Here is a 19,018-nt window from a genome sequence, read left to right as displayed (position 1 = left end):
CAAGGATTCCTCGAGTCAGAGTGTTCTGGCGTAGAACGCGTTCAACTGGCCTATGGCGACGTCCACATACTCGGGCACCCAATAGGTTTCGATATGGGTCGCGCCATCGATCGTGAACAGTTTCTTGTCACCGGTTCCAGTGGCCTTGGCGAACGCCTGCTCCGACATGTACAGGCTGTCGGCCTTGCTGCCGGCGATCATCAGCAAGGGTTGGTCGATCAGTTCGATCTGGTCCGTGGCATCGAAACTCATCAGGTCCAGCAGGCTGCTCTGGGTGTAGCGGAAGGTCGAGTTCGGATGGACGTGGGTCTTGCCGTAATACTCGAATCCCTGCCGATACAGATCGAACGGCAGCCTGGCGATCTGTTCATCGGTCAGTCTGGCGTCGCCGACGTAGAGCACCTCCCCGCCCGCCGCTTCCTGCGCGCGGGCGGCCGAAGCCTGTCGCAAGCGCTCCTGAATCGTCGACAGTTGCGAGTCCCGGTAGCCATTGCGACGTACCAGCCCGGAGTTGAACATGCTCAAGGTCGCGATCGACTGGAAGCGCTTGTCGGTTTGCGCCGCCTTCAACGAATACCCCCCGCCGCCGCAGATACCGAGCAAGCCCAGTCGCGCGCTATCGACGCCCGGATAGCGGGCGATGAAGTCCGCCATGCCATGGATGTCCTCGATGCGGTACGCGGGCTTGTCGATGTTGCGCGGCTCGCCACCGCTGGCCCCCTGATACGCCGCATCCGCCGTGATCGTGATGTAGCCCTGATCGGCCAGGCGCTGGGCATACAGGCCGGCGACCTGCTCCTTCACCCCGCCATTGGGATGCGCCACGACGACGGCCGGGTATTGCTTCGCCGCGTCATAATGGGCCGGGGTGTAGACGTTGGCGGCGATGTCCAGGCCGTTGAGTTTGTAGGTGACCGGATGGATGTTGACCTTGCCTGGTTCGTTCTTCACCAGCGCGCCTGCGTAGGTCAAGGTGTAGGGATTGTGTTTGTAGTCCGCGGCCTCGGCGTCAACGCCCGACATGCCGATCATGGCGGCCATGAGAGTGGCCTTCAGCGTGGTTCGCATCTTGTGAATACTCCTGACAATTCCAGTTTCCAAGGGTGTGCGGCAGCGATTGCCCTGCTCGGCATCAATCGAGGTTTTTCTCGGCGAGAAACTGCGAAACCAGGTCCGCGATCTCGACGTTGTTCAGGTCCGAAAACGGGAAGTGGCTGTTGCCCCTGATGCCGATCTCCGGCAAGTGAATGAGCCGCACGTCACCGCCATGGCGGTTCACGGTGTCTCGCCACAGTCGCGCCATCTCGAGCCGGGCACGCCAGCTGTCCTGTGCCGGTAAACGAACCGGCTTGTCGGGGATGTTGTCGCCGTAGATGATCAGGATGGGGATATGCGTCAGCGCTTCGAACTGCGCCTTGGATACAACCTGCGCCGAGAGCGTGTCGAACGCGCTGGGAATCGGCGCCGGCACCTCGCCTTCGGGAAACACGAAGCTGCTTCCCGGCTCGAACGAGACGATGCCCCGCACCTGTTGGCTCTTGATCGCAGTCATCCAGCCGGGTCCACCGCCCTGAGAGTGAGTGAACAGGATGGCGGGCCCGGTCTTGTCCAGCAGCGCCGATACGCCATTGGAGGCGACTTCAATGTCATAAGGGCCGGTGTTGGGTGTCATCGAACGGAAGAATTGCTCCAGCGCCTGCGGCCCACGGGGAAACTGACTGCCCTCGAAAGGCTCGGGCCACAGCCCGATGCGGAACTGGTTGAACCACAGTTGCTCGTCCGGCACTGGCTTGATCGTCGTTTCCACCAGGCTGCGCCCCGCATCGCCACGGCGCGGTTGGTCAATCAGGTAGGTGGAGAACCCGCGCCGCAGGAAGATGTTCTGGAAGCCTTCACGACCATCGGCCGTGGTTTCCCAGGACTTCGCCGATTGCCCCGCGCCATGCCACATGACGATGGGCAACGGATGCGCATCGACCGGTACCTGATAGAACGCATACACATGGTCGCCATGGTAGGTCTGGCCATCCGGCATCATCGGTTTGTAAGGATCGAAGCGGCCCGGCTGGGTGATAAGTCCCCCGCCGGCAATCAGGCTGCCTTGATCCTTGATGATCAGCGGGCTGTGCTCGGCAGCCTCCACCAGCGCCCCGCCAGTCAGGGTGAGACAGAGGGTGCCCGCCCTGACGGCGGCATGTGCGTACTTGCGGATGGAATCCCGGGTCATGAGTGGCTCTCGACGTGTAATCGCAGAGATGCAAACTACCGCCCAGGCATTAATTAATGAATAGACCCAATCGGATAGCAGTAATACCAAAACCACATAATTCAATTGAATGAGGCAGGTCCAGCCGAAGGTGGAGGATGTCCTGAAAGAGGCCTAATCTGAATAGGCACGACCTTGAGCACGCCTCTTGATACAGGGGAACCGCAATGACGGGACATACAGCACGCCAAGGCTCGTCATGGATCCTGCTTTCCCTGCTCGCCGCCAATCTGGCGCTGCTGGCCGGATGTTCAGGCAAAACCACCACGGCTCGCCCTGCAGCCTCAAGCATCGGCTCAACCTGCTATGCAAAGGCACTTCCCACTGTCGGTGAAGGAGGCCTCGCCTGGGGCAACACCTTGAACATCGCTCGCCAGAAATCCCTGGCTAATTGCAAACGCTATGCCGGCCGATCGGGTGGCACGCCGGATACCTGCCAGGTGGTGTTGGCGGAATGTAAACATTGAAAGAGCGTTTTTTCGTTTCTGCGTCGCTTTTGCATTTCTGTGCGACAGATCCCACTTCAGGGACTCCCGTTTCACAGGCTCATGGTGTTAGTTTTGAAATGTTTCTGATCAAACGATCAGATATTTCTTACAACCCGCCTGCAAAGGAATGCCCCCAGCAATGGATTTTTCACTCAAGCACCTGGCTGCGACCACCCTGATGCTCGCCAGCCTTTCGTCGTTCACCAGCGCTGCCCACGCCAACATCACACCGCAACAGAGCGCGATCATCCTCAAGACGTTCAATGATGCTTCGGTCAAGGATTTCCGCCAGTTCCTGCAAACCCTGGCCAAGAGCGATGTCGCCAAAACCGACGACCTCGGCCCGGCCATCGGTGCCTTCCTCGGCAACAAGACGCTGTCCGCTGAGCAGCAGAACGAAATCCATCGTTTGCTGGGTCTTTATGCCCGGGTGAAGTACGGCAGCGCGGCCACCGAGACCCTGAAGGAGTTGGTGGCCATTCCGACCGTGCGCGTGGACGGCGTTGACCAGCACGACAATCCCGAGTTCCTCAAGATTGCCGAGAAGATCAAGGGCATCGCCCAGGCGTTCAACCTGAACTTTCGCAACATCGACAACCGCGTCTACGAGATCTCCCTCGAAGGCAAGGGCGATGAGGTCGTGGGCATTCACGCCCACGCCGATGTGGTGCCGGTGACGCCGGAGAACTGGGTTTTGCAGGACGGCACCCGCCTCGACCCGTTCAAGGTCACCCTGGTCGGCGATCGCATGTATGGCCGCGGCACCGAAGATGACAAGAACGGTATCGTGGTGGCGCTCTACGCCATGAAGATCATCAAGGAAGAGCAACTGCCGCTGGCGCGCAACTTCAAGCTGCTGGTCGACACCACCGAAGAAACCAGCGGTGACGCCATCCCCTACTACTTCGAGCGCAACCCGACGCCCAACTACAACCTGGCGCTGGATGGCGGCTACCCGGTGGTGATCGCCGAGAAAGGCTACGGCACCGTCATGGCGAGCTTCGCCAAGCGTGCTGGCGAAGGCAAAGGCGCGCAAATCATTTCGATGACCGGCGGCCTGGCCACCAACCAGATTCCATCGACATCGGTCGCGACCCTGATGACCGACAAGCCCGCCGAACTGGCTGCCAGCCTGCAAAAGGCCGGCACTGAGTACGCCAAGCGCAACGGCGGCAACTTCGAAGTGGCTGCCAAGGTCGACGGCAAGGACGTCAAACTGACGGTCACCGGCGTTTCCGCCCACTCCTCCGAGCCCGAGTCCGGCGTCAACCCGGTGGCCAGGATGCTCGACTTCATCAATAGCCTCGACGGCAAGGTCGCGCTCAAGCACAACCAGATCACCGACGCCGCCCGCTACGCCGCCGACAACTGGGGGCTGGACTACCTGGGTGGCAAGCTGGGGGTCGGTTTTGCCGATGAGTTCATGGGCCCGCTGACCACTTCCCTGACGTATGTCGGGATGGATGACAAAGCCTTCAAACTCGCCGTCAACCTGCGCGTGCCGAAGGGCAAGACGCCGGAGGTGCTCAAGTCCGAAATCGCCACCAAGCTGGAAGCCTGGAGCAAGAAGACCGGGATCGCACCGACCTTCGACCTGTCGATTGCCGAACCGATGTATCGCAACCCCGAGGGCGAATGGGTCAAGGCCCTGCTCGCGGTGGCCAGCGAAAACCTCGGCATGGAACACAAGTTCGGCACCTCCGCCGGCGCCACGTCCGTGCATGAATTGCCTAACGGCGTGCAATTCGGCCTGGCCATGCCGGACGTCAAATACACCGGTCACAACGACAACGAGTTCAAGACGACCGAGCAGTTCCTGCTGGACTTGCAGATCGTGACCGAGATGATGGGCCGCATCGGGCAATTGCCGACGCTTTGATCGGTTCTTTCGCTGGTTTGAACTCGGCCGCGGTCCCGTGTGGGAGCTGGCTTGCCAGCGATGGTCTTCAACGATAACGCGGGTGAGCTGGATAAATGCGGCGCACTGGAGTCCATCGCCAGCAGGCTGGCTCCTATAGTAAGTTCAGCGTGGGCACGGTCCTTTGTGGGAGCTGGCTTGCCAGCGATGGTCGTTAACAATTACGCGGGTGAGTTGGATAAGCGCGGCGCATCTGAGTCCATCGCCAGCAGGCTGGCTCCTACAGTAGGTTCAGCGTGGGCACGGTCCTTTGTGGGAGCTGGCTTGCCAGCGATGGTCGTTAACAATTACGCGGGTGAGCTGGATAAGCGCGGCGCATCTGAGTCCATCGCCAGCAGGCTGGCTCCTGCAGTTTTCCGGGAATGCGTGAAGAACCCTTTGCCCCCCAGCCAGACCCGGCCCCGGGCGTTGCAGTGACGTCAACGCCACTGGAAATATCCGGAGGGCAAAAAACCAAATTGCCATGTGTTCCCTTCGTTCATTCTTGCGTCGCACTGTTCATTGCCCGTTCCCTGTACGTCTGGAGTTTCCCCAATGCCCTCGCCTAATTCCTTGCCCGCCGCGCTGCTGGGCCTGGCCCTTGTTTGTCCGGCCATGACCCAGGCTCAGGGCCTTGAACTGGGGCAAGTGCTGATCGGGGCCGAGGACCAGAGTGACGAAGACCAGGGGATCGAGGACGCCAAGGCCCGGCTGGCCCAGGTACCCGGCGGTACCAATGTGGTCGACATGCGCCGTCCGCTGCAGGGCCGTGTGGCGAGTAACCAGGATGTGCTGGCTTATCAGCCCGGGATCTATGCCCAGTCGGCGGGCAATGAGGGGGTGAAGATCTCGATCCGCGGATCGGGCATCAACCGTGCGCCGGGTGCCCATGCCTCGGGGCTGTACGCCATGCTCGACGGTCTGCCGCTGACCGGCCCTGGCGGCACGCCCTATGAACTGCTGGAGCCGCTGTGGCTCGACCATGTGGAAGTGTTGCGCGGCGCCAACGGTTTCGACCGCGGAGCCCTGGCCTTGGGCGGGGCCATCGATTACGTCAGCCATACCGGCTACAACGCGCCGAAGTTGCAAGTACGCTACGCAACCGGCAGTCACGGTTATCAGCAGCGTCAGGTCAGCTCCGGACAGGTGCTGGGTGACTTCGATTACTACGTGGCCATGACCGACGCAAACGCCGACGGCTACCAGGACCACACGGCCAGCGAGAGCCAGGGCGTCATCGCCAACTTCGGTTATCGCTTCACCCCGAACCTGGAAACGCGTTTCTACCTGCGCCACCGCCAGACCGACAACGACCTCGCGGGACGCGTGACCAAGCACTCCATCGAGCACGATCCACGGGCGGCCAACCCAGCCTACGTGGCGCGGGACGATCGCCGCGACGAGCCCGGCAGCACCTTTATCGGCAACAAGACCACTTGGTACCTCGATGACGATTCGAGCATCCAGACCGGCCTTGTCTACCACGACTACCCCATGGACTTGCGTGAGGGGCCCAACCGTCTGAAGGTGGCGTACACCGACGTCAGCGGGACGTTCGACTACAAGCGCCGCGACACCCTCTGGGGTCTGCAAAGCCAGAGCACCCTGGGCCTGCGGGTGACCAAACACCTGCCCAACGCCGGCGCCAGCGAGTTCGTGCGCATCCCCACCGGCAACACCGCCGGTTACGCACCGGGCACGCTGATGCGCAACTTCACCTACCAGGGCTCGGACACGGTCCTGCATGTCGGCAACGACCTGGAGATCGCCGACGACCTGTGGCTGACCACCGGCCTGGCCGCCATTTACACCCGCCGTGAAAGTGACGTCACCTATCCGCAGGAAGGCGGCAAGACCAGCCTGCACGACTGGGACTATGCCCCGCGTGTAGGCTTGCGCTACCAGCTGACACCTGACCTGCAACTGTTCGGCAATCTCAGTCGCTCGGTCGAGGCGCCGCACCCCTGGTCGCTGATCTATAGCTCCAACATTCGCTTCCCCGCCGGCAGCGGCCCCGCCACAGGCGCCCAGCGCGATCCGGTCAAGCTGCAAAACCAGACCGCCACCACCCTGGAAATCGGTGGTCGTGGTGACAGTAACCTGGGCCAGTGGAGCCTGGCCTGGTACTACGCCCAGGTGCACCATGAACTGCTCTCGGTGTTGCCGGACGCCAACGCCACCACGCCGTACGAGCTCAACGCCAGCCCCACCGTGCACCAGGGCGTCGAAGCCAGCCTGCTGAGCCCGCTCTGGTCGCCGGGCGATGGCGGCCAGTTGAGCCTGCGCCAGAGCTACACCTTCAGTGACTTCCACTACCGCGACGATGACCGCTTCGGCGACAACCGCCTGCCGGGCCTGCCGATGCACTATTACCAGGGCGAACTGCGTTACGACTGGCCACAAGGCTTTTTCGCCGCGGTCAACACCCAATGGGTATCCAAGGTGGCGGTCGATTACGCCAACAGCTACTACGCCGATCCCTATGCCATATTCGGCGCGACCCTGGGCTACAACGCCCCCAAGGGCGACTGGCAGACCTGGCTGGACCTGCGCAACCTGACCGACAAGCACTATGCCGCCACGGTCACGCCGGGCTACGACGACAAAGGGCTGGACGCGGCACGCTCCACCCCCGGCGAGGGCATGGCAATGTACGTCGGGGTGTCGTGGAGCCTGCTCTGAGGCCGCGTTGGACAGGCTTTGAACCTCCACACGGCCCCTGTACGCGTCAGACCTTGAAGTCAGTGGACAGCGCCAACGCTTTCCACTCGGTCAGTTCCGCCTCCACAAAGCGGTTTTTCGCCTCGATGCGTGCAACAGTGTCGCTGCCCAGCGCCAGGCGTTGTGGCGGTTTCGGGGCGTTGACCAGCGCGAGCATCGCTTCGGCAAACTTCACCGGATCCCCAGGCTGCGCATGGTTGGCGCCTTCGGCAAACTGGCGCATCTTGCCGACGGTTTCCTCGTAGTCCGGCAGTTCCAGGGCGGTCTTGATCAGCGACTGCTCGTCCAGGAAGTCGGTGCGGAAGAACCCGGGTTCGACAACCGTCGCATGGATGCCCAGAGGCGCCAGCTCCTGATGCAGCGCTTCGGTAATGCCCTCCACCGCAAACTTGGTGGAACCATAGACGCCCCAGCCCATGTAGGCCTGATAGCCGCCGATCGACGAGATATTGATCACATGACCGCTACGCTGGCGACGCATGTGCGGCAGTACCGCGCGGGTGACGTTGAGCACGCCGAACACGTTGGTGGCGAACAGGCGTTGCGTTTCGCTGGCGCTGGTCTCTTCCACCGCGCCCAGCACGCCGAAGCCGGCATTGTTGATCAGCACGTCAATGCGCCCGAAACGCTTGATGCCTTCGGCAACCGCCTGATGCGCCTCTTCCTCGCGGGTGACGTCCAGCCGCACGGCGAGCAGGTTCGGGTGATCGCCCAAGCGATCGGTGATGTCTTGTGGTTGACGAGCGGTGGCAATCACAGCGTCGCCGGCACGCAGGGCGTGTTCTGCGATGAGGGTGCCAAAACCACGGGAAGCGCCAGTAATGAACCAGGTACGCATTTCAACTCCTCCTGCCTGCGACCCGAGCGTTGTTGCCGGGCCTTCTCGATGAGTTGATGCCACTTTAAGGCTGTGCTACTGATGTTATAATCCCAGCAATTTTGCATGCCTTTGTGAATGGTGCTCACAAATGAAATCCCCCTCCACCGCCGACCTGTCGATCTTCCTGTGCATCGCCCGGCACCTGAACTTCAGCCGGGCAGCGGTCGAACTGGGTCTGACGCCCTCGGCACTCAGTCACTCATTGCGAGCGCTGGAAAATCGCCTGGGCGTACGCCTGTTCAATCGCACAACACGCAGCGTGGCGTTGACTGACGCCGGGGAGCGACTTTTCGCACGGCTGAAACCGGCCTTCCGAGACATCGATGATGCCTTGGAAGACCTTAATAGCTTTCGCGACAAGCCATCAGGGAACCTGCGCATGACAGCAGGGCGACAGGCGTGTGAGTTGGTGCTCTTGCCGATCGTCAGCCAGTTCCTCAAGGAGTATCCGGATATCCGTCTTGAGATCGTCGAAAGCGACGCATTGGTCGACGTGGTGGCTGGCGGTTTTGATGCGGGGGTACGTTTCGGCAACCGTCTGGAAGCCGACATGGTCTCGCGACCTATCGGGCCGAACATGCGCTCGGTGGTCGTGGGCTCGCCGGCATTCTTCGAGCGACATGCCGCCCCCCGAAAACCCGAGGACTTGCATGGCATCCCGTGCATCCGCCACCGCTTCCCCAGCGGCTCGATGTACCGCTGGGAATTCGAACGCGGCGCGATCACCCAGGAGATCGACGTCAGCGGCCCGCTCACGCTCGGCGATGTCAGCCTGATGATCGGCCCGGCACTGCAGGGTGTGGGTCTGGCCTACGTGTTCGAGGACATGGTCAGCGGGTATCTGGCCGATGGCCGCCTGATCCAGGTGCTGGCCGATTGGTGCCCCTTTTATCCGGGCCTGCATCTGTATTACCCCAGTCGCCGTCATGTGCCCGCAGCGCTCAAGGCCTTCATCGACTTTGCCTGTACGGCTCGACACGCAACCGCCCGCGACGACTAAGCTTTTGTAACGTCACCTCGTCCCTCGAGGAGCTATCCATGAACGCCGTTGCCCTGTCCGAACTCGATGCCGCCCTGCCCGGCCTGACCCGCAAGATCCGCGTGCTCGATGCGCTGTCCTGGCCCGATGGCGTCGAGGAGGACTTCCTGGCGAAATGGCGCAGCGGGCGGGCCACGCTGCCCGATGTCAAGTTGCAGCCCCGCGACCACAGCGCCGACATCGCCGCCCTGGAAACCTTTATCAGCCATTGCGATGTGGGGCATCCGGCCGGCAACCACCTGGCCCTGACCGCCCGTAGCTATGCCACGGCCGGGCACATGCTGGGGGCCGTGGGTACTCCCGCCTTTACCCAATACTCGTCAGCGCTGTACCGGCGTCCGGATTTCCATTACTCGCGCCTGCAACTGAGCATGCTCGACGCGGCCCGGTTCTTTCTCGACACCACCGACGCCCTGCTCGGGGGTGCACGAATTCCACCCAGCCCCGCCGAGATCCCCGCCAAGGTGTTCGCCGCCTGGATTCAACCGGAACTGGACCGTTTCTTCGGCGTCGGACAGATCACGGTGGTGCTCGATCCGAACCTGGCCGCCAAGGCCATCGCCGGATCGAGCCGCATTCGCCTGCGGGCCAGTGCGCTGTTCACGGAGCTGGACAAGCATCAGCTGTTGCAACACGAGGCCTTCGTGCATGTCGCCACCGCACAGAACGGCGCGCGGCAGCCCAACCTCACAAGCCTGGGCCTGGGCGCTCCGCGCACAACCCAGACCCAGGAGGGCATTGCCACCCTGGCCGAACTGTTCACCGGCAGCATGGACATCAACCGCCTGCGTCGCCTGGCCCTACGCGTACTGGCGGTCCAGCAGGCGCTGGAGGGCGCCGACTTCATCCAGGTGTTCGAAGGTTTTCTGGCTGCCGGGCAGACGCAAGAGGAATCCTTCCGCTCAACCCAACGGGTGTTCCGCGGCGCCGATCTGCGGGGCGGTTCGGCGTTTACCAAGGATGCCGCTTACCTGACCGGGCTGCTCGGCGTCCACACCCTGCTGCGCATTGCAATTCGCGATAACCGGCCGGAACTGATCGGGCATTTGTTTGCAGGGCGCCTCAGCCTGGCGGACACGGTACGCCTGGCGCCACTGTTCGAGTCCGGCTGGCTCAAGGGACCGACCTACCTTCCGGCCTGGGCCTCTGATCTGCGTCTGCTGGCAGCCAACCTGGCCTTCTCGGCATTCATTTCCCGGATCAGGCTGGATGTGCTGGACCTGGACGTGTTCATGGCATTTGCCGAAGAACACGAAAGCGATGCCAGCGCACACTGATCAGAATCAGGACCTGGATCACAGCGTTTCAAAGCCAGCCTGTCTCCTCCAAATGAGCTGCTACCCTTAGGGAGCGGTGTCGAGGCACAGCTCTGTGGCTTGCAGAGTCGGCTTTCACCTGCCGGGGATTGATCCACTCATTTCAAGCCTGCCTGACCACATGGGGGGTGCGATGCACATTCCATTTTTTTACGCGTTGTCGGCCGTACTGTTATTGAGCGGAGCTTCCAGCCTGGCACTGGGTGCGGATGAGACCGCTGCCGCACCGGCCCCGGCACCCGCCGCAGCCCCCGCACCGGCCGTCGCGACCGATACGGCGCCCGTCGCCCCGGCGACCAAGGATCCGGTGTTCAACCAGGAACAGCTGGATCAGATGCTCGCGCCCATTGCCCTTTACCCGGACCCTCTGTTTGCACAGGTGCTGATGGCCACCACCTACCCCGGGGAAGTCGGCGAGGCCGTCAGCTGGTCCAAAGCGCATCCGGACGCCAAGGGTGACGATGCGGTCAAACAGGTGGCGAACCAGCCCTGGGATCCGAGCGTGCAAGCGCTGGTCGCTTTCCCGCAGGTTCTGGCAACGCTGGGGCAGGATCCCGTCTGGGTCCAACGCCTGGGTGATGCCTTCCTGGCGCAGCCCGACGATGTCATGGAAAGCGCGCAACGCCTGCGTCGCCAGGCGCAGGCAGCCGGCAATCTGCAGAGCAACCAGTATCAGAACGTGACGATCCAGAATGTCGCGGCGCCCGAGCCTGCAACCACGAATGCGGCACCAGCGCCAGCGCCTGCTGCGCAACCGACGCCGGCCAGCAGCTCCACCATCATCATCCAGCCTGCCGATCCGCAGGTGGTGTACGTCCCCACGTATAACCCGACGACCACCTACGGTACCTGGCCTTACCCGGCCTCGCCGCCCGCGTACTATCCACCGCCACCGGCCTATTACCCGGGCCAGGCCCTGATGGCCGGACTCGCGTTTGGCGCCGGCGTGGCGATCATTGGATCGTTGTGGGGTGAATGTGACTGGGGCAATAACGACGTCGACATCGACGTCAATCGCTACAACAACATCAACGCCAACAACCGGATCACCAACAACAAATGGCAGCACAACCCGGTGCACCGCAATGGCGTGCCCTATCGAGACAATGCGAGCCGCGCGCAATACGGCCGCCAACTCAACGGTGCCAGTCAGCGTGAAGCCTATCGCGGGGACACTGCCCAGCGCGCCCAGGCCCGTGAAAATGCCCGCAGTTCAATGGACAGGCACGGTATTGAACGCCCCGCCACCAGCAACCGCGAAGCCCGTGATCAAACGCGCAAACTCCAGTCAGCAGCCGCGGACGGCAATCGGTTACAGGGCGGTGCGGACAGGCCCAAGGCGGCTGACAGAGGCCAGGGTACCGCCAGAAATACCCGGGAAAATCAGCAGCCGAGGACCCAGGCCCGCCAGGAACCCAGGAACCAGTCCGCCCAGTTGAACCAGCGCAGAGAAGGCGCCGCGCAGACGCGGCAAGCGCCGAACAAACGGCCCGCCGCCAGTTCTGGCAGTGCCCGCAACAATGCGTTCGCCGGCGCACGCTCACCGTCCCAGGCCAACGTCCAGGCCAATCGTGGCCGGGCCAGCCAGGCATCCGCCCATCGCCCCAGTGCCGCCCGTTCGGCCGGTCACCAGGTCAGTCGGCCGTCCAATCCACCAGCGCGTCAAAGGGGGGGCCGTCGTTGAAAAACCATACTCGAGTGAAAGGACTCATGGGCGTGCTGCCTCCTGTCCTTGCGGTAGCTGCCGGCTTGCTGTGGTCGTGCATGGCGACGGCACAGCAGGCCTTTCCAACACCGGAAAAGGCCGCAGAGGCCTTGGTCCAGGCGCTGGGTACGGAACACGCCGACCAGGCACGCCTGACGGAACTGCTCGGTAGTGACTGGCACAATTACATCCCGCGTGAAGGTGTGCAGCGCAAAGACGTCGATGCGTTTTTGCAGCAGTACCGCGAGCAACACCACATTGAAAAAAGCGGCGACCGCAAGGGCATCCTGGCGGTCGGCCCCGAGAATTGGACACTGCCTATCCCCTTGGTAAAGGTTGCGAGCGGCTGGCGCTTCGACTTGAAGGCCGGCAGTGCCGAGATCCGCGCACGCCAGATCGGCCGCAATGAACTCGACGCGGTGCAATCGGTGCTGGCCTATCACGACGCCCAGATGGACTATGCGTCAGTCGATCGGGACGGTGATGGCGCACTCGAATATGCGCAAAAAATCTTCAGCACCCCCGGCAAGCACGACGGACTCTATTGGGCGCAAGACGATAGCGGCCAGATCAGCCCGCTGGGGCCTTCGTTCGGCAAAGCCATTGCCGACGAAGAATGGCATGGCTACCGCTTCCGCATCCTTCATGGCCAGGGGCCTTCGGCACCGGGTGGTGCCTACAGTTACCTCATCGGTGACAAGATGAGCCGCGGCTTTGCCCTGATCGCCTGGCCGGCGAAGTACAACGTCACCGGGGTGATGAGCTTCATGATCAGCCACGAAGGCCAGGTGTTCGAAAAAGACCTGGGGCCCGAAGGTGAAAAACTGGCGCTGGCGATGAAACGCTTTGACCCGGATGACAGCTGGCAGGAGGTGGCGGCAGATCAAGATCAGGAGTAGCCCGCAGCAACCTGCTGCGGGGTGGCAGAACTATTGAAACGACAGGACGAATCGCTCTTCGCTGCCCGGGCTGTCGTCACGGCAAGGTTGCTCAAGCTTGAATCCGCAGCGGTCCAGCACCTTTCTGGAGCCCAGGTTTTCCTTGTAGGCATAGGCCACCAGTTGCGCAAGTCCCCAGCGCACCTGTGCCTGCTGGATCAGATGCCTCAACGCCAGTGTTGCCAGCCCCTGCCCGCACACGCGCTGATCGATCCGATAACCCACTTCGGCAGACCCCATCGCCAGGTCGATGCTTTTCAGATTGGCTCGACCAACAATTGTCTGGCTTGAGTCCTCGATGACAAACGGGTGCCAGGCGCCACTGGCCAAACCCGACAGATAGCTGTCGATATGATCGGCGACACCGCGCAACGAGTAAAACGCAGGGTCGCGCGCATCGATATGCGATTCGAACCATTCACGGTTGCGGATTTCGAACGCCAGTAAAGCTTCAGCGTCAGTGGTTTTCAGCTCGCGAACGCTAAACGATTCCATTCAGTGCGTCTCCTTTGCCTTGTGTCGAAACAGCGCAAGTCTATCGCATACCTGAACAACCCTGCCCTTCCTGAATCCGAGCGGCTTGCACGAAACATATGGATAAACGTATATTCGCATGACCATATGTACAGAGCCCTGCCAATGCTCAACCCTGCCTCCGTATTCAAATGCCTGTCCGACGAAACCCGCGCCCGGGCCACTTTGCTCATCGCTCGTGAAGGCGAGTTATGCGTGTGTGAGCTGGTCTGTGCCCTGGACGATAGCCAGCCGAAAATTTCCCGCCATCTTGCCCAGCTTCGCGGATGCGGCCTGCTTCTGGACCGCCGCCAGGGGCAATGGGTGTATTACCGGCTCAACCCTGATCTGCCCGTGTGGGTTCGTGATGTTCTGCAGACCACGCTGGCAGCGAACGCCGACTGGCTCAAGGACGACAGCACCCGTCTGAACGCCATGGGCGACCGCCCTCTCAACACTGCCGCCTGCTGCTGACCCTTCAACCGTCGAGAATCCACATGCTGACTGCGTTTTCCATTTTCCTGCTCACCATGGTGTTGGTCATCTGGCAACCCAAGGGCCTGGGCGTCGGTTGGAGCGCCTCCCTGGGCGCCGTTCTGGCCCTGCTGGCAGGCGTCGTGACGCTGCACGATATTCCGCTGGTGTGGGCCATTGTCTGGAACGCCACCGCGACCTTCATCTCGCTGATCATCATCAGTCTGTTGCTCGATGAGGCCGGGTTCTTCCAGTGGGCCGCCTTGCATGTGGCACGCTGGGCCAAGGGTGACGGGCGACGCCTGTTCGTCTTCACGATACTGCTGGGGGCCGGCGTCTCCGCGTTGTTTGCCAACGACGGCGCCGCCCTGATCCTGACCCCCATCGTTGTTTCAATTCTGCTCGCACTGCGTTTTTCGCCAGCGTCCACCCTGGCGTTCGTCATGGCGGCCGGCTTTATCGCCGACACGGCGAGCCTGCCCCTGGTGGTGTCCAACCTCGTCAACATCGTTTCGGCGGACTACTTCGACCTGGGGTTCAGCGAATACGCCGCCATCATGGTGCCGGTCAACTTCGTTGCCGTGGCGACCACCCTGGTGGTGCTGTACTGGTTTTTCCGCCGTGACATTCCCCGGCACTACGCGCTCGATGACGTGATGGATCCGCGACGCGCCGTGCGTGATCCCCTGACCTTCCGCGTTGGCTGGATCGTTCTGGCCCTGTTGTTGGTCGGGCTGTTTGCCCTGGAGCCCCTGGGCATTCCGGTCAGCGCCATCGCAGCGGTCTGTGCCGCGCTGCTGTTCGCCGTGGCGGCGCGCGGGCATGTGATTTCCACCCGCCGGGTGCTGCGTGAAGCGCCCTGGCAGGTCGTGATCTTTTCGCTGGGCATGTACCTGGTGGTGTACGGGTTGAAAAACGCCGGACTGACCACCTACATGACCATGGCCCTGAACCGCATGGCCGAGTTCGGCATCTGGGGCGCCGCGCTGGGCACCGGCCTGCTCACGGCCTTGCTGTCATCGGGCATGAACAACATGCCCACGGTGCTGGTGGGCGCGCTGTCGATTCAAGCCAGTGACGCCACCGGCGTAGTGCGTGAAGCCATGATCTACGCCAACGTCATTGGCTCTGACCTGGGCCCCAAGATCACCCCCATCGGCAGCCTGGCCACCCTGCTCTGGCTGCATGTTCTGGAGCGAAAGGGCATCCGCATTACCTGGGGTTACTACTTCAAGGTCGGCGTGGTCCTGACCCTGCCGATCCTGCTCATCACCTTGTCTGCCCTGGCCTTGCGCCTGAGCGTATAGCCCCGTGCAACCGCAAAGAGGAGTCACCATGCGCGTTCTGTTTATGTGTACCGCCAACAGTTGTCGCAGCATCCTGTCCGAAGCCATGTTCAACCATCTCGCGCCAGAAGGCTTCGAGGCGATCAGTGCCGGCAGTTTCCCCAAGGGACAGGTGCTGCCCCGCAGCCTGCGCACCTTGCAAGAGGCCGGCATTGCCATCGACGGCTTGAGCAGCAAAGGCAACGAGGCTTTCGAAGCCAACCCGCCGGACATCGTCATCACGGTCTGCGACAAGGCTGCCGGCGAGGCATGCCCGGTATACTTCGGACCGGCACTGAAAGCCCATTGGGGCCTGGAAGATCCCTCGGACATAACGGGGGATGAAGCACGGGTGACAGCGGCGTTCCACTCAACCCTGGCGCGCATCGAAACGCGCTGCCGGGCATTCCTCGAACTGCCTTTTGCACAACTTGACCGCGATGCATTGAAGCGCGAACTCGAGCGCATCGGCACGCTTTGACCGGAGCCCTTATGACCCATTCCCTACCCAATCTCGACACGGCACTGACCCACCCCATCGCCAACGGACGCAACGAGCAGCACAAGCCGCGCATCCTGTTGTTATACGGTTCGACTCGTGCGCGGTCGTTCAGTCGTCTGCTGGTCGAGGAAGCAGCCCGGTTGCTCGAACACTTCGGCGCCGAGACGCGGATCTTCAATCCATCCGGCCTGCCGCTACCGGACGACGCGCCCTCCGACCACCCGAAAGTCCAGGAACTGCTCGAACTGATGCAGTGGTCTGAAGGACAGGTCTGGTGCTCGCCAGAGCGCCACGGCTCGATGTCTGCGGTGTTCAAGGCGCAAATCGACTGGGTGCCGTTGGCGTTGGGGGCCATTCGCCCAACCCAGGGTAAAACCCTCGCGGTCATGCAAGTCTGCGGCGGCTCCCAGTCCTTCAATGTGGTGAATCAGCTTCGTGTGCTGGGACGCTGGATGCGCATGTTCACCATCCCCAATCAATCTTCGGTGCCAAAGGCTTTTCTGGAGTTTGACGAAGCCAATCGCATGAAACCCTCATCGTTGTACGACAGGGTCGTAGACGTCATGGAGGAACTGGTGAAATTCACCCTGCTGCTACGGGATCGCCCCGACCTGGTTGACCGCTACTCGGAACGCAAAGAGTCCGCGCAAGAACTGACTCAGCGCGTGAATCAGCGGTCGATCTGACGATAGAGATCTGGCTCGATAGCCGAAAAAAAGTCGCAAACCCCATGACGTTTCAGGGCTTGCGACTCTTTGCCGATACGTCCCTCAAGCTCCCGGGACGTTTTCTACGGTATGCCTGCCGTGTTCATTGCCGAACGTGCAGGCTCAGTTCTCTACCTCCATCGCATCGAGATCCGGTTCGTCCGGGGCGTCCGCCATATCCTCTCTGACGTCCTTCGCCTCAACTTTGGCGGCCTCTCTGGCTGCCTTCGCCTCGGCTTTGGCGGCGTCCCTCGCGGCATCCGCGGTAGCCCGGGCAGCATCCCTTGCAGCATCTGCTTCGGCCTTGGCGGCGTCCCGAGCTGCATCCGCAGCGGCACGGGCAGCGTCTCTGGCGGCGTCTGCGTCTTCGTCCGCTACGCCAGCCGCTTTTGCGGCATCCCGGGCGGCATCTGCTTCAGCCCTGGCGGCGTCCCGGGCAGCATCTGCGGTCGCTTTTGCCGCATCACGAGCGGCATCAGCAGTCGCTCTGGCCGCGTCCCGGGCTGCATTGGCATCAGCCTTGGCAGCGTCCCTGGCTGCATCGGCGGCATCGTTGTCAGCATCATGATCAGCGTCGTCCGCGTCGTTGTCATGGGCGTTGCCCGGGCCTTTGTTCCCGGCTACACCACCATGGTCAGCGTCGCCGCGTCCCGGGCCTCCATGACCGTCACCGTCATGGCCAGCAGCCCCATGATCGCCATGATCGCCACCCTCTCCTCCATGGCCACCGGCACCGTGACCGCCGTCACCACCACCGTGGCCACCGTCACCGCCACCGTGACCACCACCGCCGTTACCGCCACCGTGACCGCCACCACCACCGCCTCCACCGCTGCCGCTGCCGCTGCCGCCATCCTTGGCATACACGCTGGAGAAACTACCGATGTAATCGGGCACCAGGACAGTCGATGCCGACAGGACTCCACCGATTGCCAGAGCCAATAAACATTTCTTGAGCAGCATGATGCACCTCCGCATGGAGTTGCGAACTCATCTCCGTATCGAACGCAATGTCCAGTGAGTTCCCGGCCGCCCATTGGAGCAGCCGGCCAACCGGCACGGCCATCAATCTGCAACATTGATGAGCTACTGCGGTATACGCACGATCCCTCAGAGCCAGTTGGCATCGTTGCGCGGGAAACATTCCCACATATTTTTTTGGATAAGTGCTTTCAGCCCGAGTTCAAAAAAAAGAATCAGCACTGACACATGGGTTGAGCAACAACTTCAACTCACAGCAAGCAAGCTGCCAGACTGCCCGCAGCAACGAGCCAGACCACTACAACGATCACCGCAGCAAATCTGTTCACTGGCCGCTTTCTGTGGCTTTTCTCCCACTCACTCGCTTTGATCCGACAATCTTCGAGCACCTGTGCAGGCATCAAGCGAATAGCGAGCACAATGCCAAGCGGCAAAATAATCACATCGTCCAGATACCCAAGCACAGGAATGAAATCGGGAATGAGGTCGATTGGACTCAGTGCATACGCCACGACAAAAACCGAAATCCATTTGGGTAACCAGGGTGTTTGCGGATGCTGAAAGCAAAACCAGAGGACCATCGTTTGCTGTTTGAGCTTTCTGGCCCAGCCACGTAAACGATCAAGCAGGTGTTTCATATCGGCATCGTCTGTAGTTGAAGGCGCGTGCCTGCGAGCGTAGCGCCTTGGGTGATTGACAGCCATGAGTCAAGAACTGGCAAACAGCAACAGGCTAGTGCGACCAGCGAGTCGCAATGCTCTAGCCGGTGTCACCCCTTGGTCAGATCAACCAACGGCGTCTGCCGCACCTCAGTCTCCCGCCCACCCTGAATCTCGCTCACCTGCTGCAAGGCCTTGTCCACAGCCGCCTTATCCGCCAACAAGCTGTAGCTGATGCGGAACTGCTTGTGTTCCTTGGGCCCAATTGTCGGTACCAGGTTCAGTGGCCGTTGATAACGGCGGTTGTAGGAAAAACTTGTCCCCGGCTCCAGCCCCGTGACATAGCCCTGGCCTTGGGTGTCGGTGTTTTTCCATAGGGAAAACACCGGCAGTGTCTGAGTGTTGAAGCCGACCGAAACGCCCAGGCTGCCGGCCTTGTTATGCAACACGGTCAATGTATCGCCCTTGGCATCGGCATAGGGCACCACGTTGTAAACCGTTTCGTCGTAGTCCCTGGTCGGTGCGCGGTACGTTTGCCAGTCAGGCAGATCGCCCTTGGCCTTGTCGTTGAACGGCGACACCTGTTTCACCGGCGCGGCGAACCGGG

18 protein-coding genes are annotated in these 19,018 nt (G+C 61.7%); 11 read left to right on the top strand and 7 right to left on the bottom strand.

What is annotated here, in order from left to right; genetic code table 11:
• Window positions 1–15 precede the first annotated feature (15 nt).
• Both Q8X48_RS13540 and Q8X48_RS13535 read right to left on the bottom strand, forming a co-directional pair.
• On the bottom strand, window positions 16–1,068 hold the full coding sequence (locus tag Q8X48_RS13540; RefSeq protein ID WP_407801608.1) for an alpha/beta hydrolase: 1,053 nt from the start codon (window positions 1,066–1,068) through the stop codon (window positions 16–18).
• 64 nt (window positions 1,069–1,132) lie between these two features.
• Complete coding sequence (locus Q8X48_RS13535; protein ID WP_407801609.1) at window positions 1,133–2,227, bottom strand: alpha/beta hydrolase; 1,095 nt, start codon at window positions 2,225–2,227, stop codon at window positions 1,133–1,135.
• A gap of 206 nt (window positions 2,228–2,433) precedes the next feature.
• Here Q8X48_RS13535 and Q8X48_RS13530 point away from each other — a divergent pair, with 206 nt between their 5' ends.
• From Q8X48_RS13530 to Q8X48_RS13520, 3 genes are all read left to right on the top strand, one after another.
• Complete coding sequence (locus Q8X48_RS13530; RefSeq protein WP_015094806.1) at window positions 2,434–2,733, top strand: DUF4189 domain-containing protein; 300 nt, start codon at window positions 2,434–2,436, stop codon at window positions 2,731–2,733.
• 160 nt (window positions 2,734–2,893) lie between these two features.
• Entirely contained in the window at window positions 2,894–4,633 is a 1,740-nt protein-coding gene (locus Q8X48_RS13525) for a dipeptidase (protein WP_407801610.1), read from the top strand.
• A 573-nt stretch (window positions 4,634–5,206) separates the two neighbouring features.
• A complete protein-coding gene (locus tag Q8X48_RS13520) occupies window positions 5,207–7,333 on the top strand; it encodes a TonB-dependent receptor family protein (RefSeq protein WP_407801611.1) in 2,127 nt (708 codons plus the stop codon).
• Between the two features lie 46 nt (window positions 7,334–7,379).
• Here the strand turns inward: Q8X48_RS13520 and Q8X48_RS13515 are convergent, their stop codons facing one another.
• Complete coding sequence (locus tag Q8X48_RS13515; protein ID WP_258685762.1) at window positions 7,380–8,210, bottom strand: oxidoreductase; 831 nt, start codon at window positions 8,208–8,210, stop codon at window positions 7,380–7,382.
• A 130-nt stretch (window positions 8,211–8,340) separates the two neighbouring features.
• Between Q8X48_RS13515 and Q8X48_RS13510 the strand changes: the two genes are divergently transcribed.
• The 4 genes from Q8X48_RS13510 (at window position 8,341) to Q8X48_RS13495 (ending at window position 13,211) form a co-directional block, all read left to right on the top strand.
• A complete protein-coding gene (locus Q8X48_RS13510) occupies window positions 8,341–9,252 on the top strand; it encodes a LysR family transcriptional regulator (RefSeq protein WP_407801613.1) in 912 nt (303 codons plus the stop codon).
• Between the two features lie 38 nt (window positions 9,253–9,290).
• The gene (locus Q8X48_RS13505; RefSeq protein ID WP_407801614.1) at window positions 9,291–10,568 is read left to right on the top strand and encodes a tyrosine/phenylalanine carboxypeptidase domain-containing protein; all 1,278 of its coding nucleotides are present in this window, start codon (window positions 9,291–9,293) and stop codon (window positions 10,566–10,568) included.
• A gap of 172 nt (window positions 10,569–10,740) precedes the next feature.
• Window positions 10,741–12,291 carry a DUF3300 domain-containing protein gene (locus Q8X48_RS13500; protein WP_407801615.1) on the top strand — a complete coding sequence of 517 codons (1,551 nt, stop codon included), beginning with the start codon at window positions 10,741–10,743 and terminating at the stop codon, window positions 12,289–12,291.
• A 26-nt stretch (window positions 12,292–12,317) separates the two neighbouring features.
• A complete protein-coding gene (locus tag Q8X48_RS13495; protein WP_407801616.1) occupies window positions 12,318–13,211 on the top strand; it encodes a DUF2950 domain-containing protein in 894 nt (297 codons plus the stop codon).
• Window positions 13,212–13,241: 30 nt separating this feature from the next.
• Here the strand turns inward: Q8X48_RS13495 and Q8X48_RS13490 are convergent, their stop codons facing one another.
• Window positions 13,242–13,745, bottom strand: a complete 504-nt coding sequence (locus tag Q8X48_RS13490; RefSeq protein ID WP_407801617.1) for a GNAT family N-acetyltransferase — start codon at window positions 13,743–13,745, stop codon at window positions 13,242–13,244.
• Window positions 13,746–13,889: 144 nt separating this feature from the next.
• Here Q8X48_RS13490 and Q8X48_RS13485 point away from each other — a divergent pair, with 144 nt between their 5' ends.
• Genes Q8X48_RS13485 through arsH form a run of 4 tightly spaced genes read left to right on the top strand, consistent with a single transcriptional unit; the run spans window position 13,890 to window position 16,750 of the window.
• On the top strand, window positions 13,890–14,237 hold the full coding sequence (locus Q8X48_RS13485; RefSeq protein ID WP_015094794.1) for a metalloregulator ArsR/SmtB family transcription factor: 348 nt from the start codon (window positions 13,890–13,892) through the stop codon (window positions 14,235–14,237).
• Window positions 14,238–14,260: 23 nt separating this feature from the next.
• Window positions 14,261–15,544: an arsenic transporter gene (locus tag Q8X48_RS13480; protein ID WP_095966896.1), complete on the top strand. Its 1,284-nt coding sequence runs from the start codon at window positions 14,261–14,263 to the stop codon at window positions 15,542–15,544.
• A gap of 28 nt (window positions 15,545–15,572) precedes the next feature.
• Window positions 15,573–16,043, top strand: a complete 471-nt coding sequence (locus tag Q8X48_RS13475; RefSeq protein ID WP_126045524.1) for an arsenate reductase ArsC — start codon at window positions 15,573–15,575, stop codon at window positions 16,041–16,043.
• Window positions 16,044–16,054: 11 nt separating this feature from the next.
• Window positions 16,055–16,750 (top strand): arsenical resistance protein ArsH, encoded by a 696-nt coding sequence (arsH, locus tag Q8X48_RS13470; protein WP_407801618.1) that lies wholly within the window; start codon window positions 16,055–16,057, stop codon window positions 16,748–16,750.
• Window positions 16,751–16,894: 144 nt separating this feature from the next.
• Here arsH and Q8X48_RS13465 read toward each other — a convergent pair whose 3' ends face one another.
• The 3 genes from Q8X48_RS13465 to Q8X48_RS13455 all read right to left on the bottom strand — a co-directional run.
• Window positions 16,895–17,734 (bottom strand): hypothetical protein, encoded by an 840-nt coding sequence (locus tag Q8X48_RS13465; protein ID WP_407801619.1) that lies wholly within the window; start codon window positions 17,732–17,734, stop codon window positions 16,895–16,897.
• Window positions 17,735–18,003: 269 nt separating this feature from the next.
• Entirely contained in the window at window positions 18,004–18,390 is a 387-nt protein-coding gene (locus Q8X48_RS13460; protein WP_126045522.1) for a YkvA family protein, read from the bottom strand.
• Between the two features lie 131 nt (window positions 18,391–18,521).
• Window positions 18,522–19,018: DUF4432 family protein (locus tag Q8X48_RS13455; RefSeq protein WP_407801620.1), on the bottom strand; the 497-nt coding region annotated here is incomplete at its 5' end.

It is taken from the genome of Pseudomonas sp. QLc11A (assembly GCF_052112305.1).
Taxonomy (GTDB): domain Bacteria; phylum Pseudomonadota; class Gammaproteobacteria; order Pseudomonadales; family Pseudomonadaceae; genus Aquipseudomonas; species Aquipseudomonas laurylsulfatiphila.
This window is presented reverse-complemented; position numbering and strand designations above follow the sequence as displayed.